The organism is Mesorhizobium sp. M7A.F.Ca.US.011.01.1.1 (assembly GCF_003998295.1).
Lineage (GTDB): Bacteria > Pseudomonadota > Alphaproteobacteria > Rhizobiales > Rhizobiaceae > Mesorhizobium.
Genome location: NZ_RZRT01000024.1, coordinates 72,193 through 86,702 on the forward strand (window position 1 = coordinate 72,193; position 14,510 = coordinate 86,702).

The 14,510-nt window shown below is 62.2% G+C and carries 20 protein-coding genes and 1 tRNA gene; 17 read left to right on the top strand and 4 right to left on the bottom strand.

All coding sequences use genetic code 11. The features are described 5' to 3' along the window. Positions 1–78 precede the first annotated feature (78 nt). On the top strand, positions 79–585 hold the full coding sequence (gene ruvX, locus EOA13_RS21170) for a Holliday junction resolvase RuvX (RefSeq protein WP_127295577.1): 507 nt from the start codon (positions 79–81) through the stop codon (positions 583–585). Here the strand turns inward: ruvX and EOA13_RS21175 are convergent. From EOA13_RS21175 to EOA13_RS21185, 3 genes are all read right to left on the bottom strand, one after another. Then, on the bottom strand, positions 503–844 hold the full coding sequence (locus tag EOA13_RS21175; RefSeq protein WP_127295579.1) for a DUF6105 family protein: 342 nt from the start codon (positions 842–844) through the stop codon (positions 503–505). The two genes, ruvX and EOA13_RS21175, sit on opposite strands and share 83 nt — an antisense overlap. Continuing rightward, on the bottom strand, positions 844–1,413 hold the full coding sequence (locus EOA13_RS21180) for a hypothetical protein (protein WP_127295581.1): 570 nt from the start codon (positions 1,411–1,413) through the stop codon (positions 844–846). The genes EOA13_RS21175 and EOA13_RS21180 overlap by 1 nt, the downstream gene beginning before the upstream one ends. Before the next feature lie 194 nt (positions 1,414–1,607). Further along, a complete protein-coding gene (locus tag EOA13_RS21185; RefSeq protein ID WP_127295583.1) occupies positions 1,608–3,236 on the bottom strand; it encodes a DNA alkylation response protein in 1,629 nt (542 codons plus the stop codon). A gap of 193 nt (positions 3,237–3,429) precedes the next feature. Here EOA13_RS21185 and EOA13_RS21190 point away from each other — a divergent pair, with 193 nt between their 5' ends. The 5 genes from EOA13_RS21190 (at position 3,430) to EOA13_RS21210 (ending at position 8,192) form a co-directional block, all read left to right on the top strand. Next, positions 3,430–4,389 carry an aspartate carbamoyltransferase catalytic subunit gene (locus tag EOA13_RS21190; protein ID WP_127295585.1) on the top strand — a complete coding sequence of 320 codons (960 nt, stop codon included), beginning with the start codon at positions 3,430–3,432 and terminating at the stop codon, positions 4,387–4,389. Continuing rightward, the gene (locus EOA13_RS21195; RefSeq protein ID WP_127295587.1) at positions 4,386–5,672 is read left to right on the top strand and encodes a dihydroorotase; all 1,287 of its coding nucleotides are present in this window, start codon (positions 4,386–4,388) and stop codon (positions 5,670–5,672) included. The genes EOA13_RS21190 and EOA13_RS21195 overlap by 4 nt, the downstream gene beginning before the upstream one ends. Positions 5,673–5,729: 57 nt before the next feature. Then, positions 5,730–6,317: a glycerol-3-phosphate 1-O-acyltransferase PlsY gene (plsY, locus tag EOA13_RS21200; RefSeq protein WP_127295589.1), complete on the top strand. Its 588-nt coding sequence runs from the start codon at positions 5,730–5,732 to the stop codon at positions 6,315–6,317. 17 nt (positions 6,318–6,334) lie between these two features. Next, on the top strand, positions 6,335–7,474 hold the full coding sequence (gene dprA / locus EOA13_RS21205; RefSeq protein ID WP_127295617.1) for a DNA-processing protein DprA: 1,140 nt from the start codon (positions 6,335–6,337) through the stop codon (positions 7,472–7,474). Between the two features lie 247 nt (positions 7,475–7,721). After that, the gene (locus EOA13_RS21210) at positions 7,722–8,192 is read left to right on the top strand and encodes a nucleoside deaminase (protein ID WP_164780222.1); all 471 of its coding nucleotides are present in this window, start codon (positions 7,722–7,724) and stop codon (positions 8,190–8,192) included. A 68-nt stretch (positions 8,193–8,260) separates the two neighbouring features. Here the strand turns inward: EOA13_RS21210 and EOA13_RS21215 are convergent. Continuing rightward, a tRNA-Lys gene (locus tag EOA13_RS21215) sits at positions 8,261–8,327 on the bottom strand. 126 nt (positions 8,328–8,453) lie between these two features. On the opposite strand from EOA13_RS21215, the gene EOA13_RS21220 reads away from it, so the two are divergent. The 11 genes from EOA13_RS21220 to EOA13_RS21265 all read left to right on the top strand — a co-directional run bounded on the left by EOA13_RS21220 (position 8,454) and on the right by EOA13_RS21265 (position 14,488). Continuing rightward, the gene (locus EOA13_RS21220) at positions 8,454–9,659 is read left to right on the top strand and encodes an integrase family protein (protein WP_127295593.1); all 1,206 of its coding nucleotides are present in this window, start codon (positions 8,454–8,456) and stop codon (positions 9,657–9,659) included. Further along, positions 9,656–10,192: a hypothetical protein gene (locus EOA13_RS21225; RefSeq protein ID WP_127295595.1), complete on the top strand. Its 537-nt coding sequence runs from the start codon at positions 9,656–9,658 to the stop codon at positions 10,190–10,192. Before EOA13_RS21220 ends, EOA13_RS21225 begins: the two co-directional genes overlap by 4 nt. 66 nt (positions 10,193–10,258) lie before the next feature. Then, the gene (locus EOA13_RS21230) at positions 10,259–10,456 is read left to right on the top strand and encodes a hypothetical protein (RefSeq protein WP_127295597.1); all 198 of its coding nucleotides are present in this window, start codon (positions 10,259–10,261) and stop codon (positions 10,454–10,456) included. Then, positions 10,456–10,644, top strand: coding sequence for a hypothetical protein (locus EOA13_RS21235; RefSeq protein WP_127295599.1), 189 nt, complete (start codon positions 10,456–10,458; stop codon positions 10,642–10,644). Before EOA13_RS21230 ends, EOA13_RS21235 begins: the two co-directional genes overlap by 1 nt. Beyond that, the gene (locus tag EOA13_RS21240) at positions 10,645–11,013 is read left to right on the top strand and encodes a hypothetical protein (protein ID WP_127295601.1); all 369 of its coding nucleotides are present in this window, start codon (positions 10,645–10,647) and stop codon (positions 11,011–11,013) included. Next, positions 11,013–11,795, top strand: a complete 783-nt coding sequence (locus tag EOA13_RS21245; protein ID WP_127295603.1) for a helix-turn-helix domain-containing protein — start codon at positions 11,013–11,015, stop codon at positions 11,793–11,795. Before EOA13_RS21240 ends, EOA13_RS21245 begins: the two co-directional genes overlap by 1 nt. Positions 11,796–12,011: 216 nt before the next feature. Continuing rightward, a complete protein-coding gene (locus tag EOA13_RS21250) occupies positions 12,012–12,353 on the top strand; it encodes a hypothetical protein (protein ID WP_127295605.1) in 342 nt (113 codons plus the stop codon). Between the two features lie 58 nt (positions 12,354–12,411). Continuing rightward, on the top strand, positions 12,412–12,933 hold the full coding sequence (locus tag EOA13_RS21255; protein WP_127295607.1) for a hypothetical protein: 522 nt from the start codon (positions 12,412–12,414) through the stop codon (positions 12,931–12,933). A gap of 6 nt (positions 12,934–12,939) precedes the next feature. Further along, on the top strand, positions 12,940–13,569 hold the full coding sequence (locus EOA13_RS21260; RefSeq protein ID WP_127295609.1) for an ATP-dependent Clp protease proteolytic subunit: 630 nt from the start codon (positions 12,940–12,942) through the stop codon (positions 13,567–13,569). Beyond that, the gene (locus tag EOA13_RS37960; RefSeq protein WP_164780224.1) at positions 13,566–13,733 is read left to right on the top strand and encodes a hypothetical protein; all 168 of its coding nucleotides are present in this window, start codon (positions 13,566–13,568) and stop codon (positions 13,731–13,733) included. The genes EOA13_RS21260 and EOA13_RS37960 overlap by 4 nt, the downstream gene beginning before the upstream one ends. Further along, entirely contained in the window at positions 13,730–14,488 is a 759-nt protein-coding gene (locus tag EOA13_RS21265; protein ID WP_164780226.1) for a hypothetical protein, read from the top strand. Before EOA13_RS37960 ends, EOA13_RS21265 begins: the two co-directional genes overlap by 4 nt. Positions 14,489–14,510: the final 22 nt, after the last annotated feature.

Here is a 14,510-nt window from a genome sequence, read left to right on the forward strand (position 1 = left end):
GATGGCCCCGAGATCAAAGGGTACTTGTCCGCCACGCGTTTGACAAAACACCTGGTGGTGAAAGGCAAAGGACGGCCGGTGGGCATTATCACGATCGAAGAATTGCCGGCGCGGTTGACCGGCGGCAAGACGCTGGCGGGGCTTGACCTCGGCGACAAGACGATCGGCGTCGCGGTCTCGGACCAGAGGTTTTCCTTCGCCCATCCGCGCCCGGTGATCATGCGAAGGAAATTCTCGCTCGATGCGGCGGCGCTGCTCGCCTTGCTGCACAAGGAGAATGCCGGCGCGGTGGTGATTGGGCTGCCGATCAACATGGACGGTTCGGAAGGTCCGCGTGCGCAGAAATCGCGCGCCTTCGTCCGCAACATGGCACAGATGAGCGACCTTCCCTTCGTGCTCTGGGATGAAAGGCTATCGACGGTCGCGGCCGAAAGGACGCTGATCGAAATGGATTTCTCGCGCCGCAAGCGCGCCGGCAAGATCGATTCGGCGGCAGCCGCGTTTATTCTGCAGGGAGTTTTGGACCGGCTTCAGTCGCTCCACGCATCCGCTCGAACGGAACCGGACCCGCCCAGCGCTGTTTGACCCAGACGGCGATTTCGCGGCGACGGCGGAAGGCCCAAAGCGCCATCAGCAGAAATCCATCGAAGACGCACGTCTTCGCCACCATGCCGGGAATGATCGCCGGATCGATGCCGAGCATCTGGCCATAGAGTTGGAAAAAGAAGTCGTGCATCTGTCGGGTGAGCATCGTGTAGCCGAAATTGATGTCATTGGCCGACAGATAGAACCAGCCCCAGAAAATCGCCATCGGCGCCGCCCAAAATCCGAAGATGTAGCGCATCAGCGGCCTCCCCTGGGATTGGAGCCGGTCTTGGAGACCGTTCGGCCTGATATGAGTGAAAGCAGCGAATTGTGGGCCGCGGCTTTTGCCATGCCATGCGCGACGGCATGGATATCGCTTTCGCCGGAAGCCACTGCCGCAACCACGGACCGCCGCTCGGCAAGCATGGCGACATAGGACGCCAGAAGTGCCGCCAGTTGCACGGCGACAGCCATGAACAGCCCGTTGATGCCTTGCGCGGCGCCACCGACGACGATCAGCGACAACACGCCGGACGCGCAGATGAAGGCGATGCGGGCGACGCTGTCGGCGCCCGCGCTGGTCGCGTCGTTGACCAGGGCTTCGACAAAGGTCCAGAAAAACAGAACCGCGACGACAAGCAATGCGGTGGCGAGCGGCGCCACGACGACGAAATTGTCGAGGTCGACGAAGCGGGTACCCTCGATTGTGGCACCCAGCACGCCGAGCGCCGCCGCCAGACCCCGGTTTCCGTCGATGCAGATGAGCGCAAGCAGGGCGAAAACAATCGCCCAGTGCAAGGCCAGAAAAGAGGTCAGTACCTGTCGCATCGGCGTTCCTGCTTCGCAGAGCAAGAGACGGCCAATCTGAACCATTCCCTGCTTGTACTGGGACAGTGGGCCTTGCCGTCCGCCATCGCAACGGAAACCATTTGTTAAGGTTAACGGCGATTAGCCATACGCGTGAAGATGCCCGCCAACGCGTCAAAACTGTGGATGGCGCCGGTTTTTGCGATGCTCGCGGCTCAGTTCACAGGCGGATAGAGCGTGTCGATGATCATGCGTGCATCGTGGCGCGAATCGATCATGCCATAGGTGTTGCGCCATTGGCCGGCCAAACGCGTCTCGACGAAAGCGTCGGCGATCCGCCCTGCCCCCAGACGGCGCAATTCCGCCGCCGCAGCCGACAGCGCCAGCTGCTCGGTCAGCAGCCGGGCAGAACCTTCGTCGGTTGAAGCAACCTGCATCGCCGCCTTCAGCACGCCGATCGTGCCGCGTCCGCCGGCGCCGAGATCACGGTCGATGCCCGCCAGCACATCCTCGAACAGGCCGGGCGCACGGCCGAGCACGCGCAGCACATCAAGCGCCATGACATTGCCCGAGCCTTCCCAGATCGCGTTGACCGGGGCCTCGCGATAGTAGCGGGCGAGTGGCGCCTCCTCGACATAGCCATTGCCGCCGAGGCACTCCATAGCCTCATAGAGCAAAGGCGGTGCGATCTTGCAGACCCAGTATTTGACGACCGGCGTCATGGCGCGGGCAAACGCCGCCTCGCCGCGATCGCTGGCCGCCTCGTCGAAGGAGCGCGCCAACCGGAACGACAGCGCGGTGGCGGCGGCGACATCGAGCGCCATGTCGGCCAGAACGCGCTGCATCAACGGCTGCTCGATCAGGGTCGAACCGAACACCTGGCGGTGGCGGGCATGGTGAACGGCCTCTGCCAGGCCAGCGCGCATGATCGCCGACGAGGCGATGGCACAATCGAGCCGGGTCAGGGTGACCATGTCCATGATGGTCTTCACTCCGGTACCGGGTTCGCCGACCATCTCGCCGATGGCATTGACGAATTCGACTTCGGAGGATGCGTTGGAACGGTTGCCGAGCTTGTCCTTCAGCCGCTGGAAGCGGAAGCCGTTGCCCGAACCGTCACCGAGAACGCGCGGCACGAGGAAGCACGATAGCCCCTCAGGCGCCTGCGCCAGCACCAGGAAGGCATCCGACATCGGCGCCGACATGAACCATTTGTGCCCGTTCAGACGATAAAAACCGCTGCCGGCGCGTTCCGCCCTCGTCACATTGGCGCGCACATCGGTGCCGCCCTGTTTCTCGGTCATGCCCATGCCGAGCGTCAGCCCGGTCTTCTCGACCGGCGGCTTCTGGCTCTGGTCGTATTTGCGCGTCGTCACGCGCGGCGCCCATTCGCGAAACAGTTTCGGGCTGGCCATCAAGGCCGCCAGCGAAGCGTTGGTCATGGTGATGGGGCACAGATGCCCGGTCTCGAGCTCAGCCGTCAGATAAAACCGGGCGGCGCGGACCTGATGGCGGCGGCCGATCTCGGTGTCGCCGTTTTCCCACACCGAGGAATGCAGCCCGTTGGCCACAGAGCGGCGCATCAAGGCGTGATAGGCGGGATGGAACTCGACCACGTCGATGCGCCGTCCCTGGCGATCATGCGTCCTGAGCTTCGGCGTCTCGACATTGGCGAGGCGCGCCAATTCCTGCGCCTCCTGCGTCAGCACAAAGCGGCCGAGACCGTCGAGATCCTTGCGCACCGGATCGGAAAAACGCTCCGCTAGCTGGATCAGCAACGGATCGCCCCGCCAGGCGTTGCCGCCCGTCAGCGGCGGCGGCTGGTTCGTCACGTCGTCGGTCACGCCCAATCCTTCTATCGTCAGAAAGCCACGAATCCGAGGCTGTCGGCTAGATATAGCCAAGCCATGCAGCGCGCGCGATGAAAATACCGGCCGATACAATCGGCCATCTACACGAAAAAATTGAGGAGAACGGCTGCAATGCAAAGCTGGCGCTTGCAGCCGCAAAGTCTCCACCCTATAGCAGCGCCTTGAGATGACCGACGCTTCGTCCCCCTATCCTCATCGCCATCTTCTGGGCATCCGCGACCTTTCCCCCGCCGATATCGAGCTGTTGCTCGACAGGGCGGACCGGGCGGTCGCGATCTCGCGGCAGTCCGAGAAGAAAACCTCGACGCTGCGCGGCCGCACACAGATCAACCTCTTCTATGAAGCCTCGACGCGCACGCAGTCGTCGTTCGAGTTGGCCGGAAAGCGGCTTGGCGCCGATGTGATGAACATGTCGGTGGCAAGCTCTTCGGTGAAGAAGGGCGAAACGCTCATCGACACGGCGATGACGCTGAACGCCATGCGGCCCGACATCCTGATCATCCGCCACCAATCGGCCGGTGCCGCCGCGCTTCTGGCGCAGAAGGTCGGTTGCTCGGTGGTCAATGCCGGCGACGGCGCGCATGAACACCCGACACAGGCGCTGCTCGACGCGCTGACCATCCGTCGCGCCAAGGGTCCGCTGTCGAAGCTCATCGTGGCAATCTGCGGCGACATCCTGCATTCGCGCGTGGCGCGTTCCAACATCATGCTGCTCAACGCGCTCGGCGCGCAGGTGCGCGTCGTCGCACCGTCGACGCTGCTGCCCACCGGCATCGAGAAAATGGGCGTCATCGTCACCCGCTCGATGGCCGAGGGCCTCAAGGACGCCGATGTGGTGATGATGCTGCGCCTGCAGCGCGAGCGCATGGAAGGCGCCTTCGTGCCTTCGGTGCGCGAATATTTCCGCTATTTCGGCCTCGATGCGGAGAAACTGAAGGCGGCCAAGGACGACGCGCTGGTGATGCACCCCGGGCCGATGAACCGCGGCGTCGAGATCGCCTCGGAAATCGCCGACGGTCCGCAAAGCGTCATCCAGGAACAAGTTGAAATGGGCGTTGCTGTGCGCATGGCCGTCATGGAAGCGCTGCTCGATCCGCGCCGCAACCACGAGGGCCGTGGGGCATGAGCATAACGGTCTTTGAGCGCGCTCGCATCGTCGACCCCTCGCGCGGCATCGATGAAGTCGGCGCCGTCATCGTCGATGGCCGCAAGATCGTAGCCGCCGGCAAAGCAGCGCTGAACCAGGGCGCGCCCGAGGGCGCCACCGTTATCGACTGCGCTGGCAAGGCGATCATTCCAGGCCTGATCGACGGCCGCGTCTTCATCGGCGAACCGGGCGGCGAGCATCGCGAGACTATCGCGTCGGCAAGTGTCGCGGCGGCGGCCGGCGGCGTCACCTCCATCGTCATGATGCCCGACACCGATCCGGTGATCGACAATGTGGCGCTGGTCGAATTCGTGCTGCGCACCGCCAAGGACACGGCCATCGTCAACGTCTTTCCGGCTGCGGCGATCACCAAGGGCCTCGACGGGCGCGAAATGACCGAGTTCGGCCTGCTGCGCGAAGCCGGCGCCGTCGCCTTCACCGATGGCCGTCACACCATATCGAGCGCGCTGGTGATGCGCCGCGCGCTGACCTATGCGCGCGACTTCGGCGCCACCATCGTGCATGAGACGCAGGATGCGGACCTCGGTTCATCCGGCGTGATGAATGAAGGCCTCTACGCCAGCTGGCTCGGCCTCTCCGGCGTTCCGCGCGAAGCCGAATCCATCCCGCTGGAGCGCGATCTGGCCTTGGCCCGGCTGACGCGTGGTTCGTACCATGCAGCAAAGATCTCGACGGCGATGGCGGCAAACGCCATAACGCGTGCGAAAGCCGACGGCGCGACGGTGACGTCAGGCGTGGCGATCCACAATCTGTCGCTGAATGAAAACGATGTCGGCGAATACCGCACCTTCTTCCGCCTGACGCCGCCTTTGCGCGCCGAGGAAGACCGGCTGGCGATGATCGAGGCGGTCAGGGACGGCACGATCGACATCATCGTCTCCTCGCATGATCCGCAGGATGTCGACACCAAGCGCCTGCCCTTCGCCGATGCGGCGGCCGGCGCCATAGGGTTGGAGACGCTGCTGGGCGCCGCACTGCGGCTCTACCACAATGGCGATGTGCCGTTGCTCCGGCTGATCGAAACCCTGTCCACCGCTCCCGCAAAACTGTTCGGCCTGCCCGGCGGCACGCTGAAGCCGGGCGCTGTCGCCGATCTTGCGCTTGTCGACCTCGACGAACCCTGGATCGTCAGCGAAAGCGGCATTCGTTCGCGGTCGAAAAACACCTGTTTCGAAGGCGCGCGACTGCAAGGCAAGGTCTTGCAAACGCTGATTGCGGGCCGCACAGTGTTTTCCGCCTGAACCGGCCACGGCGCACCGCGCCTGATCCGGCCGAACTGGGGAAATGCGGGGGAAACAATGATTTACAGCCTCATCCCAGCGCTCGTGTTCGGCTATTTGCTTGGCTCGATTCCGTTCGGGCTCCTGCTCACCCGCGCGGCTGGCCTTGGCGATGTGCGCAAGATCGGCTCCGGCAATATCGGCGCCACCAACGTTCTGCGCACCGGCAACAAGGGCCTTGCCGCCGCGACGCTGCTACTCGACGCGCTGAAGGGCACGGCCGCCGTGCTGATAGCAGGCCATTTCGCGCCTGACTTGGCGATCTGGGCCGGTCTCGGCGCCTTTCTCGGTCATCTCTTCCCGGTCTGGCTCGGTTTCAAGGGCGGCAAGGGCGTCGCCACCTATCTCGGTGTGCTGATCGGCCTTGCCTGGCAGGTGGCGCTGATCTTCGCCGTCGCCTGGCTGGTGATGGCATTCCTCTTCCGGTATTCCTCGCTTGCGGCGCTGACAGCGGCGGTCATCGTGCCGATCGCCCTCTATGGGCTGAGCACACCACAGAATGCGGCCTTGTTCGTGCTGATGAGCATCATCGTTTTCATCAAGCACCGGGAAAACATTTCGCGCCTGCTTACCGGCACCGAAGGAAAGATCGGAGCCAAGGGTTGAGCGATCACGCCACCGTGGTGAGTGGGCCGACCGCCGGGCCGCGGCTCAGCGACCGGCAGCGGCTGAGCTGGCTGCGGCTGATCCGCACCCAGAATGTCGGCCCCGCATCCTTTCGCGACCTCATCAACCGTTTCGGTTCGGCCGAGGTGGCGCTGGAGATATTGCCGGAACTGATGATTTCGGGCGGCGCCATCCGGATCGCTCGCATCCCTTCCGTTGCCGAAGCCGAGGCGGAACTGGAACTAGCCGGAAAGGCCGGCGCCCGCTTTGTCGGGATCGGTGAGACAGACTACCCACCCCTGTTGCGCAACATGGACCATCCGCCGCCCCTGCTGGCGGTAAAGGGCAACGCAGCTGTTTTCCGGCTGCCGGGTGTCGCCATCGTCGGGGCACGCAACGCGTCGCTGGCCGGCATCAAGATGGCACGCATGCTGGCGGCCGACCTCGGCCGCGACGGCTACGCAATCGTCTCCGGCCTGGCGCGCGGCATCGACACCGCGGCGCATCAGGGCAGCCTGGCGACCGGCACGATCGGCGTGCTGGCCGGCGGCCTCGACCTGCCTTACCCGCCTGAAAATGCCGGCCTGTGCGAGGAAATCGCCGAGCGTGGCGCCATCATTTCAGAGATGCCGTTCGGCTGGCAGCCGCGCGCCCAGGATTTTCCGCGCCGCAACCGCCTTGTTGCGGGTGCGGTCCTTGGGCTGGTGGTGGTCGAGGCAGCGCAACGCTCCGGCTCACTGATCAGCGCCCGGCTTGCGGGAGAAATGGGCCGGCTGGTCTTCGCCGTGCCGGGCTCGCCGCTCGATCCTCGCGCCGCCGGTACCAACGGCCTGCTCAAGGATGGCGCCACCCTGGTCACCGAGGCATCGGATATTTCCAGGGCAATCGCCCCGCTGACCGGCATGCGAGCGCCCGACGTGCCGCCGTTCGAAGAGCCGCCCGATTTCTCGGCCACACCACCGCCCGGCGAAAGCGACCGCGCCCGCGTCATCGAGGCGCTCGGCCCGACGCCAGTGGCGGTCGACGAGATCATCCGCCACACCGGCCTGCACCCGGCCCAGGTCTTCATGGTGCTGCTGGAACTCGACCTCGCCGGCCGGCTCGAACGCCACGCCGGAGGCCATGTATCGCTGGTGTTCGGGGAGCCTTCCGTCTGAGGCTGTTCGCATCTCGCGCCGCCAAACTGCTTCGAGAAGCTCGGCGAGGATGGCCTTTCATCTGGCTTTCCGCTTTGCCGCGCCTGCGCTCATCTGTTCGACGCCGGTCGGCGATTATAGGCAAAGATCTGACATCCCGACGCAAAGGCCTCAAGCGGCGGTTTGCTCTTGCCACTCGCTTTCGTTGGCAGCAATCTTCGTCCAAAGAGCCGCTATCGGTTGGATGCCGGCGTCGCAGGATTTCGCCATGACACGCGATCAGATGCTCGCCCACCTTCGCTCCGCCGACGCGGTCGCGCGCGAGGCGGCGACGCATGGGCATCATCCGTTCGGTTGCGTTCTGGTCGGACCGGACGACCGCGTGCTGATGCGGCAGGGCAATCTCGACACGGTGCGCCACGCCGAGACGGAGCTCGCCCGGCGCGCCGCGGCAGCCTACGAGCCGGAGTTCTTATGGCAATGCACGCTGGTCTCAACCGGTGAGCCCTGCGCGATGTGCACCGGAACGCTCTACTGGGCGAATATCGGCCGGCTGGTCTACGGCTTCGAGGAGACCGAGCTGCTGGCGCTCACCGGGGATCACGCAGAGAATCCGACGATGAGCCTCTCTTCGCGCACCGTCCTCGACTCCGGCCAGAAAAAGATCGAGGTCTTTGGCCCCTTCCCCGAAATCGCCGACGAGATGCTCGCACCGCACCGCGCTTTCTGGAAGCGTTGACGGCTTCCCCACCGGTTGTGGTGTGCCCTTCCCGAGAGATGGGTGACAGTTTATCGCGTGGATTTGGTGAGCGCGATGGGATTCGAACCCATGACCTACTGATTAAAAGTCAGGCCCTCACCTCTAAGGTGCGCTAAGCAGGGCTAACGCGACCGTTGCATAACATACTGAAAAGGCATATTACTTCATTCCAGCTTAGCTGACTTTAGTTGTCCTTATCGGCACCGATTGTTAGCCAGCCGTTAGCCGGAAGGAAGTCCTATGACCCGCAGGCGCAAGTTTTCCGATACCGGCGTTGAGGCGCTGAAGCCAAAGGCGGCGCGGTATACCTCCCCCGATCCCGAGTTGCGCGGGCATTACGTCCGCGTCATGCCGTCCGGGGCGAAGTCGTTCGTTGCCGTGGCGCGCGACCCGAACAGCAAGCAGGTCTGGGCAACCATCGGCGCCGCCGACAAGATGGGCATTGAGAAGGCGCGCACGCTGGCAAGGGACGCCATTGAGCGCATCCGCCAGGGTTTGCCACCCGTCGAACAAAAGGCCGCTCCGGTGACCTTCAATGACGTTTCAGACGGCTATCTCAAACGCCACGTTGTCGCCAAGGGTTTGCTCTCAGAATATGAAATCCGCCGCTGCCTTGACGTGTATGTCATCCCGCAGTGGGGCAAGCGGGAATTCGTCTCGATCCGGCGCGGCGACGTTGCCGCCCTGCTCGACAAGATCGAGGACGAGAACGGCGCCCGGCAGGCGGATTCGGTGCTGGCGATCGTTCGCGGTGTCTGCAACTGGTTTGCCGCTCGCAACGATGATTATGTCTCGCCGATCGTCCGGGGAATGCGCCGCACGGTTCCGAAGGATAGGGCTCGCGAGCGCATCCTTACCGACGATGAAATCCGCGTCATCTGGAAACATTCGGAAGGCCCTTTTGGCGCGATGATGCGGTTTGCCCTCGCGACCGCTCAACGCCGCGAAAAGCTGATGACGATCAAATGGGACGACGTTTCCGTTGATGGAGTCTGGCACGTGCCGAGCGACGACCGCGAGAAGGGAACGGGCGGCGACCTCAAGCTCTCGGCCCTCGCCCTCGAAATCATCCGCAGTCAAAGCCGCATGGGTAAAAACCCCTACGTCTTCGCTGGTCGCGGCGACGACGGCCATTTCAACGGCATGTCGCGGGCAAAAATCAACTTCGACAAGCGAGTGAAGGAAGCGCAAGCGAAGCTAGCGCCGTGGGTGATCCACGATCTTCGGCGCACGGCGCGCTCTCTCATGTCCCGTGCTGGCGTCCGACCCGACATCGCCGAGCGTGTCATGGGCCACGTGATTGCCGGCGTTGAGGGGATCTATGATCGCCATGCCTACCGTGACGAGAAGGGCGATGCTCTGGAGCGTCTCGGCGCCCTCCTCGATACCATCATCAAGAACGACCCTAGCGCCAACGTGGTGCCGATCAGGAAGGCAGCACAATGAACCACCAAGAGTTCTATGACGGCTACCTCAATGGATGGAAAAAACATTGGGAAGAAACCGGTTTGCTTCCGATCCTTTTCAGCGCTGTCGGGATGTGCGGCGAATGGAAAATTCCGCTGCCTGAATGGGCATCGGTGGCGGTTCTCAACCTGATCATTGACAACTTCAACACAAAATCCATGCCAGGGGTTAAAGGCCCTCACGCCCGCCTTAAGAGCCGGATGACAAAGGACTATGCGCACTATCTCCGATGGTCGGCTGTAAGAAGCTGCCTGTTTCTTGCCGGGCTCGATGAGCTGCCAGAGCCGGCCAAAAAGGGCCGGCCATCTATCAACAGCAAGAGTGACGGACCGACCAGAGACAGCCTGATCAAGGAAGCAATGCAGTTGCTCAGCAAAAACAAATATGCGCAATCGGTGACGCGGGAAGCCGTTGAGGAGAGTTACACCACCGTGAGCGATTCAAGGGCCGCTGGCGAAGACCGCTTTCGCTTCGAAGACTTCCAATTAATTGCGCCTCAAAGCGCTACTTAAAGCTTTTTATTTTCCGCTAAGACCGACGTATCTGGGTGGCCTCTCGCTCAACCAAAGAGGCACCAGATGACTACGTTTCTCCGCTTCAAAGACCTTCAATCGCGCGGCATCGTCCAAAACTGGCCGACCCTGCTCGACTGGGTCAAATTCGAAGGCTTCCCTCCCGGCCGTTATTTCGGCGCTAACACTCGCGTCTGGGCTGACGACGAAATCGAAGCCTGGGTAGCGTCACGCCCCCTCGCCAACAACGGCGAGGCCGCATAATGACCAGCGGCATCGATCACGAGAACACGGCGTTGATTGGCGAGGCCGCTCTATGGCTCGCCACTACGCCGAAGCAAAGCCGCCCCCGCCCCGCAATTGTCGACATCAAAGAGCGGTTCGGATTGACCGCTCTGGAGGCAATCCAAGCCATCCGTGAAGCCGACCTCATCAAAGCGAGGGCGAGCTAAATGGATCAGCAAAACGAAAAACCGGCGGCGTGTGCAACCACGCTCACCGGCTTCGAAACGTCATCAACCTACCCGGCATGTGACGCTTCGGAACATAGCAAACCTACCCTTAAACGGCAAGCACCAGACACGCCGCAGGGAAGGTGGAAGGCCGCCAACCAATGGGCTGTCTGGTGCCATTCCGCCCTCGATGCCGCCATTCGCCGGGGCTTGGTGAAGCGGGAGCCGTGCCGGATCTGCGGCGAACCGAAAACGGACGGGCACCACGCCAACTATAGGAAGCCTGCCGATGTGGATTGGCTGTGCCGCAAGCATCACAAGCTCGTCCACCGCCGCGCGTTGAAGGTGAAGCCGGGAGGCCGCTCTTAATGGCCGCCGCTCCCAAGCAAACTTACTCGCCTGTGCCGACGCGTGCGATCGGCGACAAGACACTCAACCGCGAAGATTTTCGGGTGTTGATCGCGCTTGCCGCTCACGACCGTTTTGGCGCCAATGGTGTCGGCTGCTATGCCAGCCATCCCCGCCTGGCAACCCTTGTCGGTTGCCATCTCAAAGCATTGTCGCGGTCGCTTGGCGTGCTCGCCGGCCGAGGCTACATCACTGCCAAACAGCACCCCTTAAACCGCCGACTCAGGGTCTATTCGATCGTCTATACCGAGTTCGACGCGACCTATCTCAAGGGTGGGATAGGTAGCGGTCCCGTTACCAATGATGACGCCATAGGTAGCGAGACCGTTACCCATGACATGCCGACAGGTAGCGGTGCCGTTACCGAAATTGCCCCGATAGGTAGCGGCAATTTTGGGAATAGTGAACAGGATCAATCACTTCCTGAGGTAAATATATTAGGTGAAACCTATAATAGATCCCGTGAAACGATCTTAATAGATCCCGTAGAAACGGCGTCATCGACGCAGGCGCCCTTCGAAAAAGGGGCAAGGAACGCGGTGAGCACGATCAGCGTTGGCGCCATGCTGGCGATGGCCGAGCGTTCGATGAAGAACGGGGCCGACAGTTCAAGGCTGCGCTACTGGCTCGACTGGCTGGACGGACTTGTTGGCGAGCGTGCCACGCTGAACAACAACGATCCTAACTTCGGTCGGGCGCGTCGACTGCTCGATGAGATCGGAGGGCACCTCGATGCTGCATGACACCTTGACCGCTGTCATCCACCAGATTGCTCAGGGCCTCCTCGACCTCCTGCGCTGCCAACTCGATGACCTCGAACTGTCTGATGAACTGAAATCTCAGAAGCGCGAGCCTCGCAGCGCGGTAAATGGGTCCGCTCCACGCGATTTCGGGGCTCAAGTTCGGGGTAGAATTCGCCAGTCTGCCTTTCGTTCCGGTGCAAACTACTGGGGGGCCGTATGACGGCCGCCGCGCGTTCAATCGCAATCCTTTCCGACGACGAAGCCAACCGGCAGCGTTCACTATGGCGTGCTGCACAAGATCGCAGGCGTTCGCGAGAGAAGGCCAAAGAATCGGTTTTTGGTCTCAGCCTCAATCCGGATCTCGTGGCTGCTGCCATCCTGGCCAAGTACCCCGACATCGACAGCGCCAAGCTCGCCAGCCGAAACATATGCGAGGGCGCGCTGGCTCTGATCGTTACCCAGGAGCTTGTCTCAATCGTTCGCTCATCTGCTGAGCCCGTCCTCAGAGAACGGGAGCTGATGGCCGCCATCAAGCGGAAAGATTTTAGTCATGCATGACGGGTCAAGCCGGATGCCGGCGCGTAGATTCACTGTGACAGAAACCACGGAGCGCCGCATGCTTGCCCGCCTGAAATCTGCGCCTGCCACAGACTTCGAGAAATTGCTTGTCGTGCCTCAGAGGCCGCCCTCGATCGCCGAAGCCGAGGCTGCACTCCGAAACGCCACCGCAGCGCGTGAGGAAGGCCAGCAGCGCCATATCGAGGCAGGCCGGCGCCTCCAGAACCAACCTCTCGGGCAACCTCCGTCGATCACCCATGCCGAAGTCGAAGAACTCGGCCAGGCGCTGGCGCCATTGTTCGAAGCCGAGGCTGCAGCGAAAGCTCGACGCGACGAAGCGGTCCGCGCCTACGAGGCGAGCATCGCGCCTGCACTGGCCGAACCGATCGCGCAGCTTCGCGAGGCCATCGAAGAGTCGATCGAGAATCTGGAAAGGCTGCTCGGCTACGGTGCGGCATTCCGCGCCCGAGCCGGTAGCCTGGACCTCGCCAAGATCAGCCGTCTTCCGGGTGTCTGCGCCCCTGCGATCGAACGCCTTCGCCTCGTCCGCGCGGCGCTACAGCACGCCGATCGGAACTGATCCCATATGTTTATCAAAATGCTCGCAGATCCTGGCGATCAGCCTGGTTGGTTCGGAACCTCATCGGTCGAATTGGCTGAGATGCGGGAAGAAGCTTCCAGAGCCCGCGCGAATGGTTCTGCCGGACCTGACCACATCGACATCGACATTTATGGCGACATCACCCGTGAGACCTTCGAACGCGTCAAAGCCAAGCTCGACGCAGCACCCTTCGCCAAATCGATCGACATACGTATCGACAGCCGAGGCGGAGAATGTTTGCCCTCCGTCGACTTGTTCGTTGTGATCGAACGACACCCGGCCGACAAAAAGGTTGCGATACTTAAGCAGTGCGCCAGCGGTGCGGTTCTCGTCGCCATGGCCGCCGATATCAGGCTAGCCGCTCCAGGCTGCGAAATCTTGCTCCACCCATCGTCGATGGTCCTGGTGGACGATGGAAGGCGGTACACAGCCGAAGAACTGCAGCGTCAGGCTGATTTCATGCGCAAGGTTGATACCGACATCCTGACCGTGATCGCTCAACGATCGGGCGCCGATCCTGCGATTCTTGCAGCCGAAGCCGCAACGGAATTGCCGTCGACATTGGCTTGGTGCCAGCAGCGCGGCATCGTTCATGAAATCGAGGAAGCCAAATGATGACAAACAAACGGGTCCGGCAAGTGGCGCTCAAAGGCACTCTACCGCCGAAGAAGGAAGTCTCGGTCAGCCTCAACGAGACGGAAGCCGAGCGCAAGCGTCGCCGGAGCATGGAGCGCTATCGCCATGAGCGCGAACTCGCCGGATGGAAGCGTTCGAAATGACCAAGCGACCCGTCATTGTCGACCAGCGCCAAGCCGACTTGAGAAAGATCGACGTCGAGATTGAACGCCTCGAAAGGCAGATCGCCGAGAAAGAGGCTGCGCTGGATGCCGATGCCAAGAAGCATCTGGCCGAGATGGACCACAACCTACAGCAGCGCCTCGGTCAGCAGATCGTTGCGCTCCGCAGCCACCTCAAAAAGCTGCACGACGATCGCTTCAATGTCGAACTCGGTGACTTGGCGGAGCCCAAGCAAAAGGCGGTGGTTGCAGCGGCGCCTGTCCAGCGGCGGGCTTGGGATATCAACGAAAAGGTTCTCAAACGCGGGCCCCCAGAATACCCCGACATCATAAGGGGCAGCCACGCCGATAAGGATGACGTGTTTTTCAAGGAGTACGACCGCTCCGTTGATTATTGGGTCGCGAAGATTCAGGACGGCTTTAGGCAAGATGGCCTCCATCCCGACGTGAAGGTCGGGCTGGACTTCCTGGCCGCGATGATCGGAGCGCAGAAGGCGAGCTTTCTATGGCTGTCGCGTCGATGCATGTCCTTGGAGACGCGCCTCGCCGAGATCGAGAGCCGCCCTCAGCTTGAATATCGCGGCGTCTGGAAATCAAGCGACGCCTACAAGCGCGGTGATCTGACCACCTATGACGGATCAATGTGGCATGCCCAAGTCGGATCTCAGGGCTTGGTGCCGGGACAGGGCGAAGGCTGGCGGCTCTGCGTCAAGAAAGGCAAGGACGCCAGGTCATGAGGACGTTCGCCAATGACAACAC

Excerpts from the sequence above, each read along its gene's own strand:
- plsY (WP_127295589.1), top strand. The coding sequence starts at position 5,730 with ATGATTTACAGCCTCATCCCAGCGCTCGTGTTCGGCTATTTGCTTGGC.
- EOA13_RS21260 (WP_127295609.1), top strand. The coding sequence starts at position 12,940 with ATGTTTATCAAAATGCTCGCAGATCCTGGCGATCAGCCTGGTTGGTTC.
- EOA13_RS21210 (WP_164780222.1), top strand. The coding sequence starts at position 7,722 with ATGACACGCGATCAGATGCTCGCCCACCTTCGCTCCGCCGACGCGGTC.
- EOA13_RS21220 (WP_127295593.1), top strand. The coding sequence starts at position 8,454 with ATGACCCGCAGGCGCAAGTTTTCCGATACCGGCGTTGAGGCGCTGAAG.
- EOA13_RS21240 (WP_127295601.1), top strand. The coding sequence starts at position 10,645 with ATGGATCAGCAAAACGAAAAACCGGCGGCGTGTGCAACCACGCTCACC.
- EOA13_RS21195 (WP_127295587.1), top strand. The coding sequence starts at position 4,386 with ATGAGCATAACGGTCTTTGAGCGCGCTCGCATCGTCGACCCCTCGCGC.
- EOA13_RS21265 (WP_164780226.1), top strand. The coding sequence starts at position 13,730 with ATGACCAAGCGACCCGTCATTGTCGACCAGCGCCAAGCCGACTTGAGA.
- EOA13_RS21175 (WP_127295579.1), bottom strand. The coding sequence starts at position 844 with ATGCGCTACATCTTCGGATTTTGGGCGGCGCCGATGGCGATTTTCTGG.
- EOA13_RS21230 (WP_127295597.1), top strand. The coding sequence starts at position 10,259 with ATGACTACGTTTCTCCGCTTCAAAGACCTTCAATCGCGCGGCATCGTC.
- EOA13_RS37960 (WP_164780224.1), top strand. The coding sequence starts at position 13,566 with ATGATGACAAACAAACGGGTCCGGCAAGTGGCGCTCAAAGGCACTCTA.
- EOA13_RS21245 (WP_127295603.1), top strand. The coding sequence starts at position 11,013 with ATGGCCGCCGCTCCCAAGCAAACTTACTCGCCTGTGCCGACGCGTGCG.
- EOA13_RS21225 (WP_127295595.1), top strand. The coding sequence starts at position 9,656 with ATGAACCACCAAGAGTTCTATGACGGCTACCTCAATGGATGGAAAAAA.
- EOA13_RS21190 (WP_127295585.1), top strand. The coding sequence starts at position 3,430 with ATGACCGACGCTTCGTCCCCCTATCCTCATCGCCATCTTCTGGGCATC.
- EOA13_RS21250 (WP_127295605.1), top strand. The coding sequence starts at position 12,012 with ATGACGGCCGCCGCGCGTTCAATCGCAATCCTTTCCGACGACGAAGCC.
- EOA13_RS21235 (WP_127295599.1), top strand. The coding sequence starts at position 10,456 with ATGACCAGCGGCATCGATCACGAGAACACGGCGTTGATTGGCGAGGCC.
- EOA13_RS21180 (WP_127295581.1), bottom strand. The coding sequence starts at position 1,413 with ATGCGACAGGTACTGACCTCTTTTCTGGCCTTGCACTGGGCGATTGTT.
- EOA13_RS21255 (WP_127295607.1), top strand. The coding sequence starts at position 12,412 with ATGCTTGCCCGCCTGAAATCTGCGCCTGCCACAGACTTCGAGAAATTG.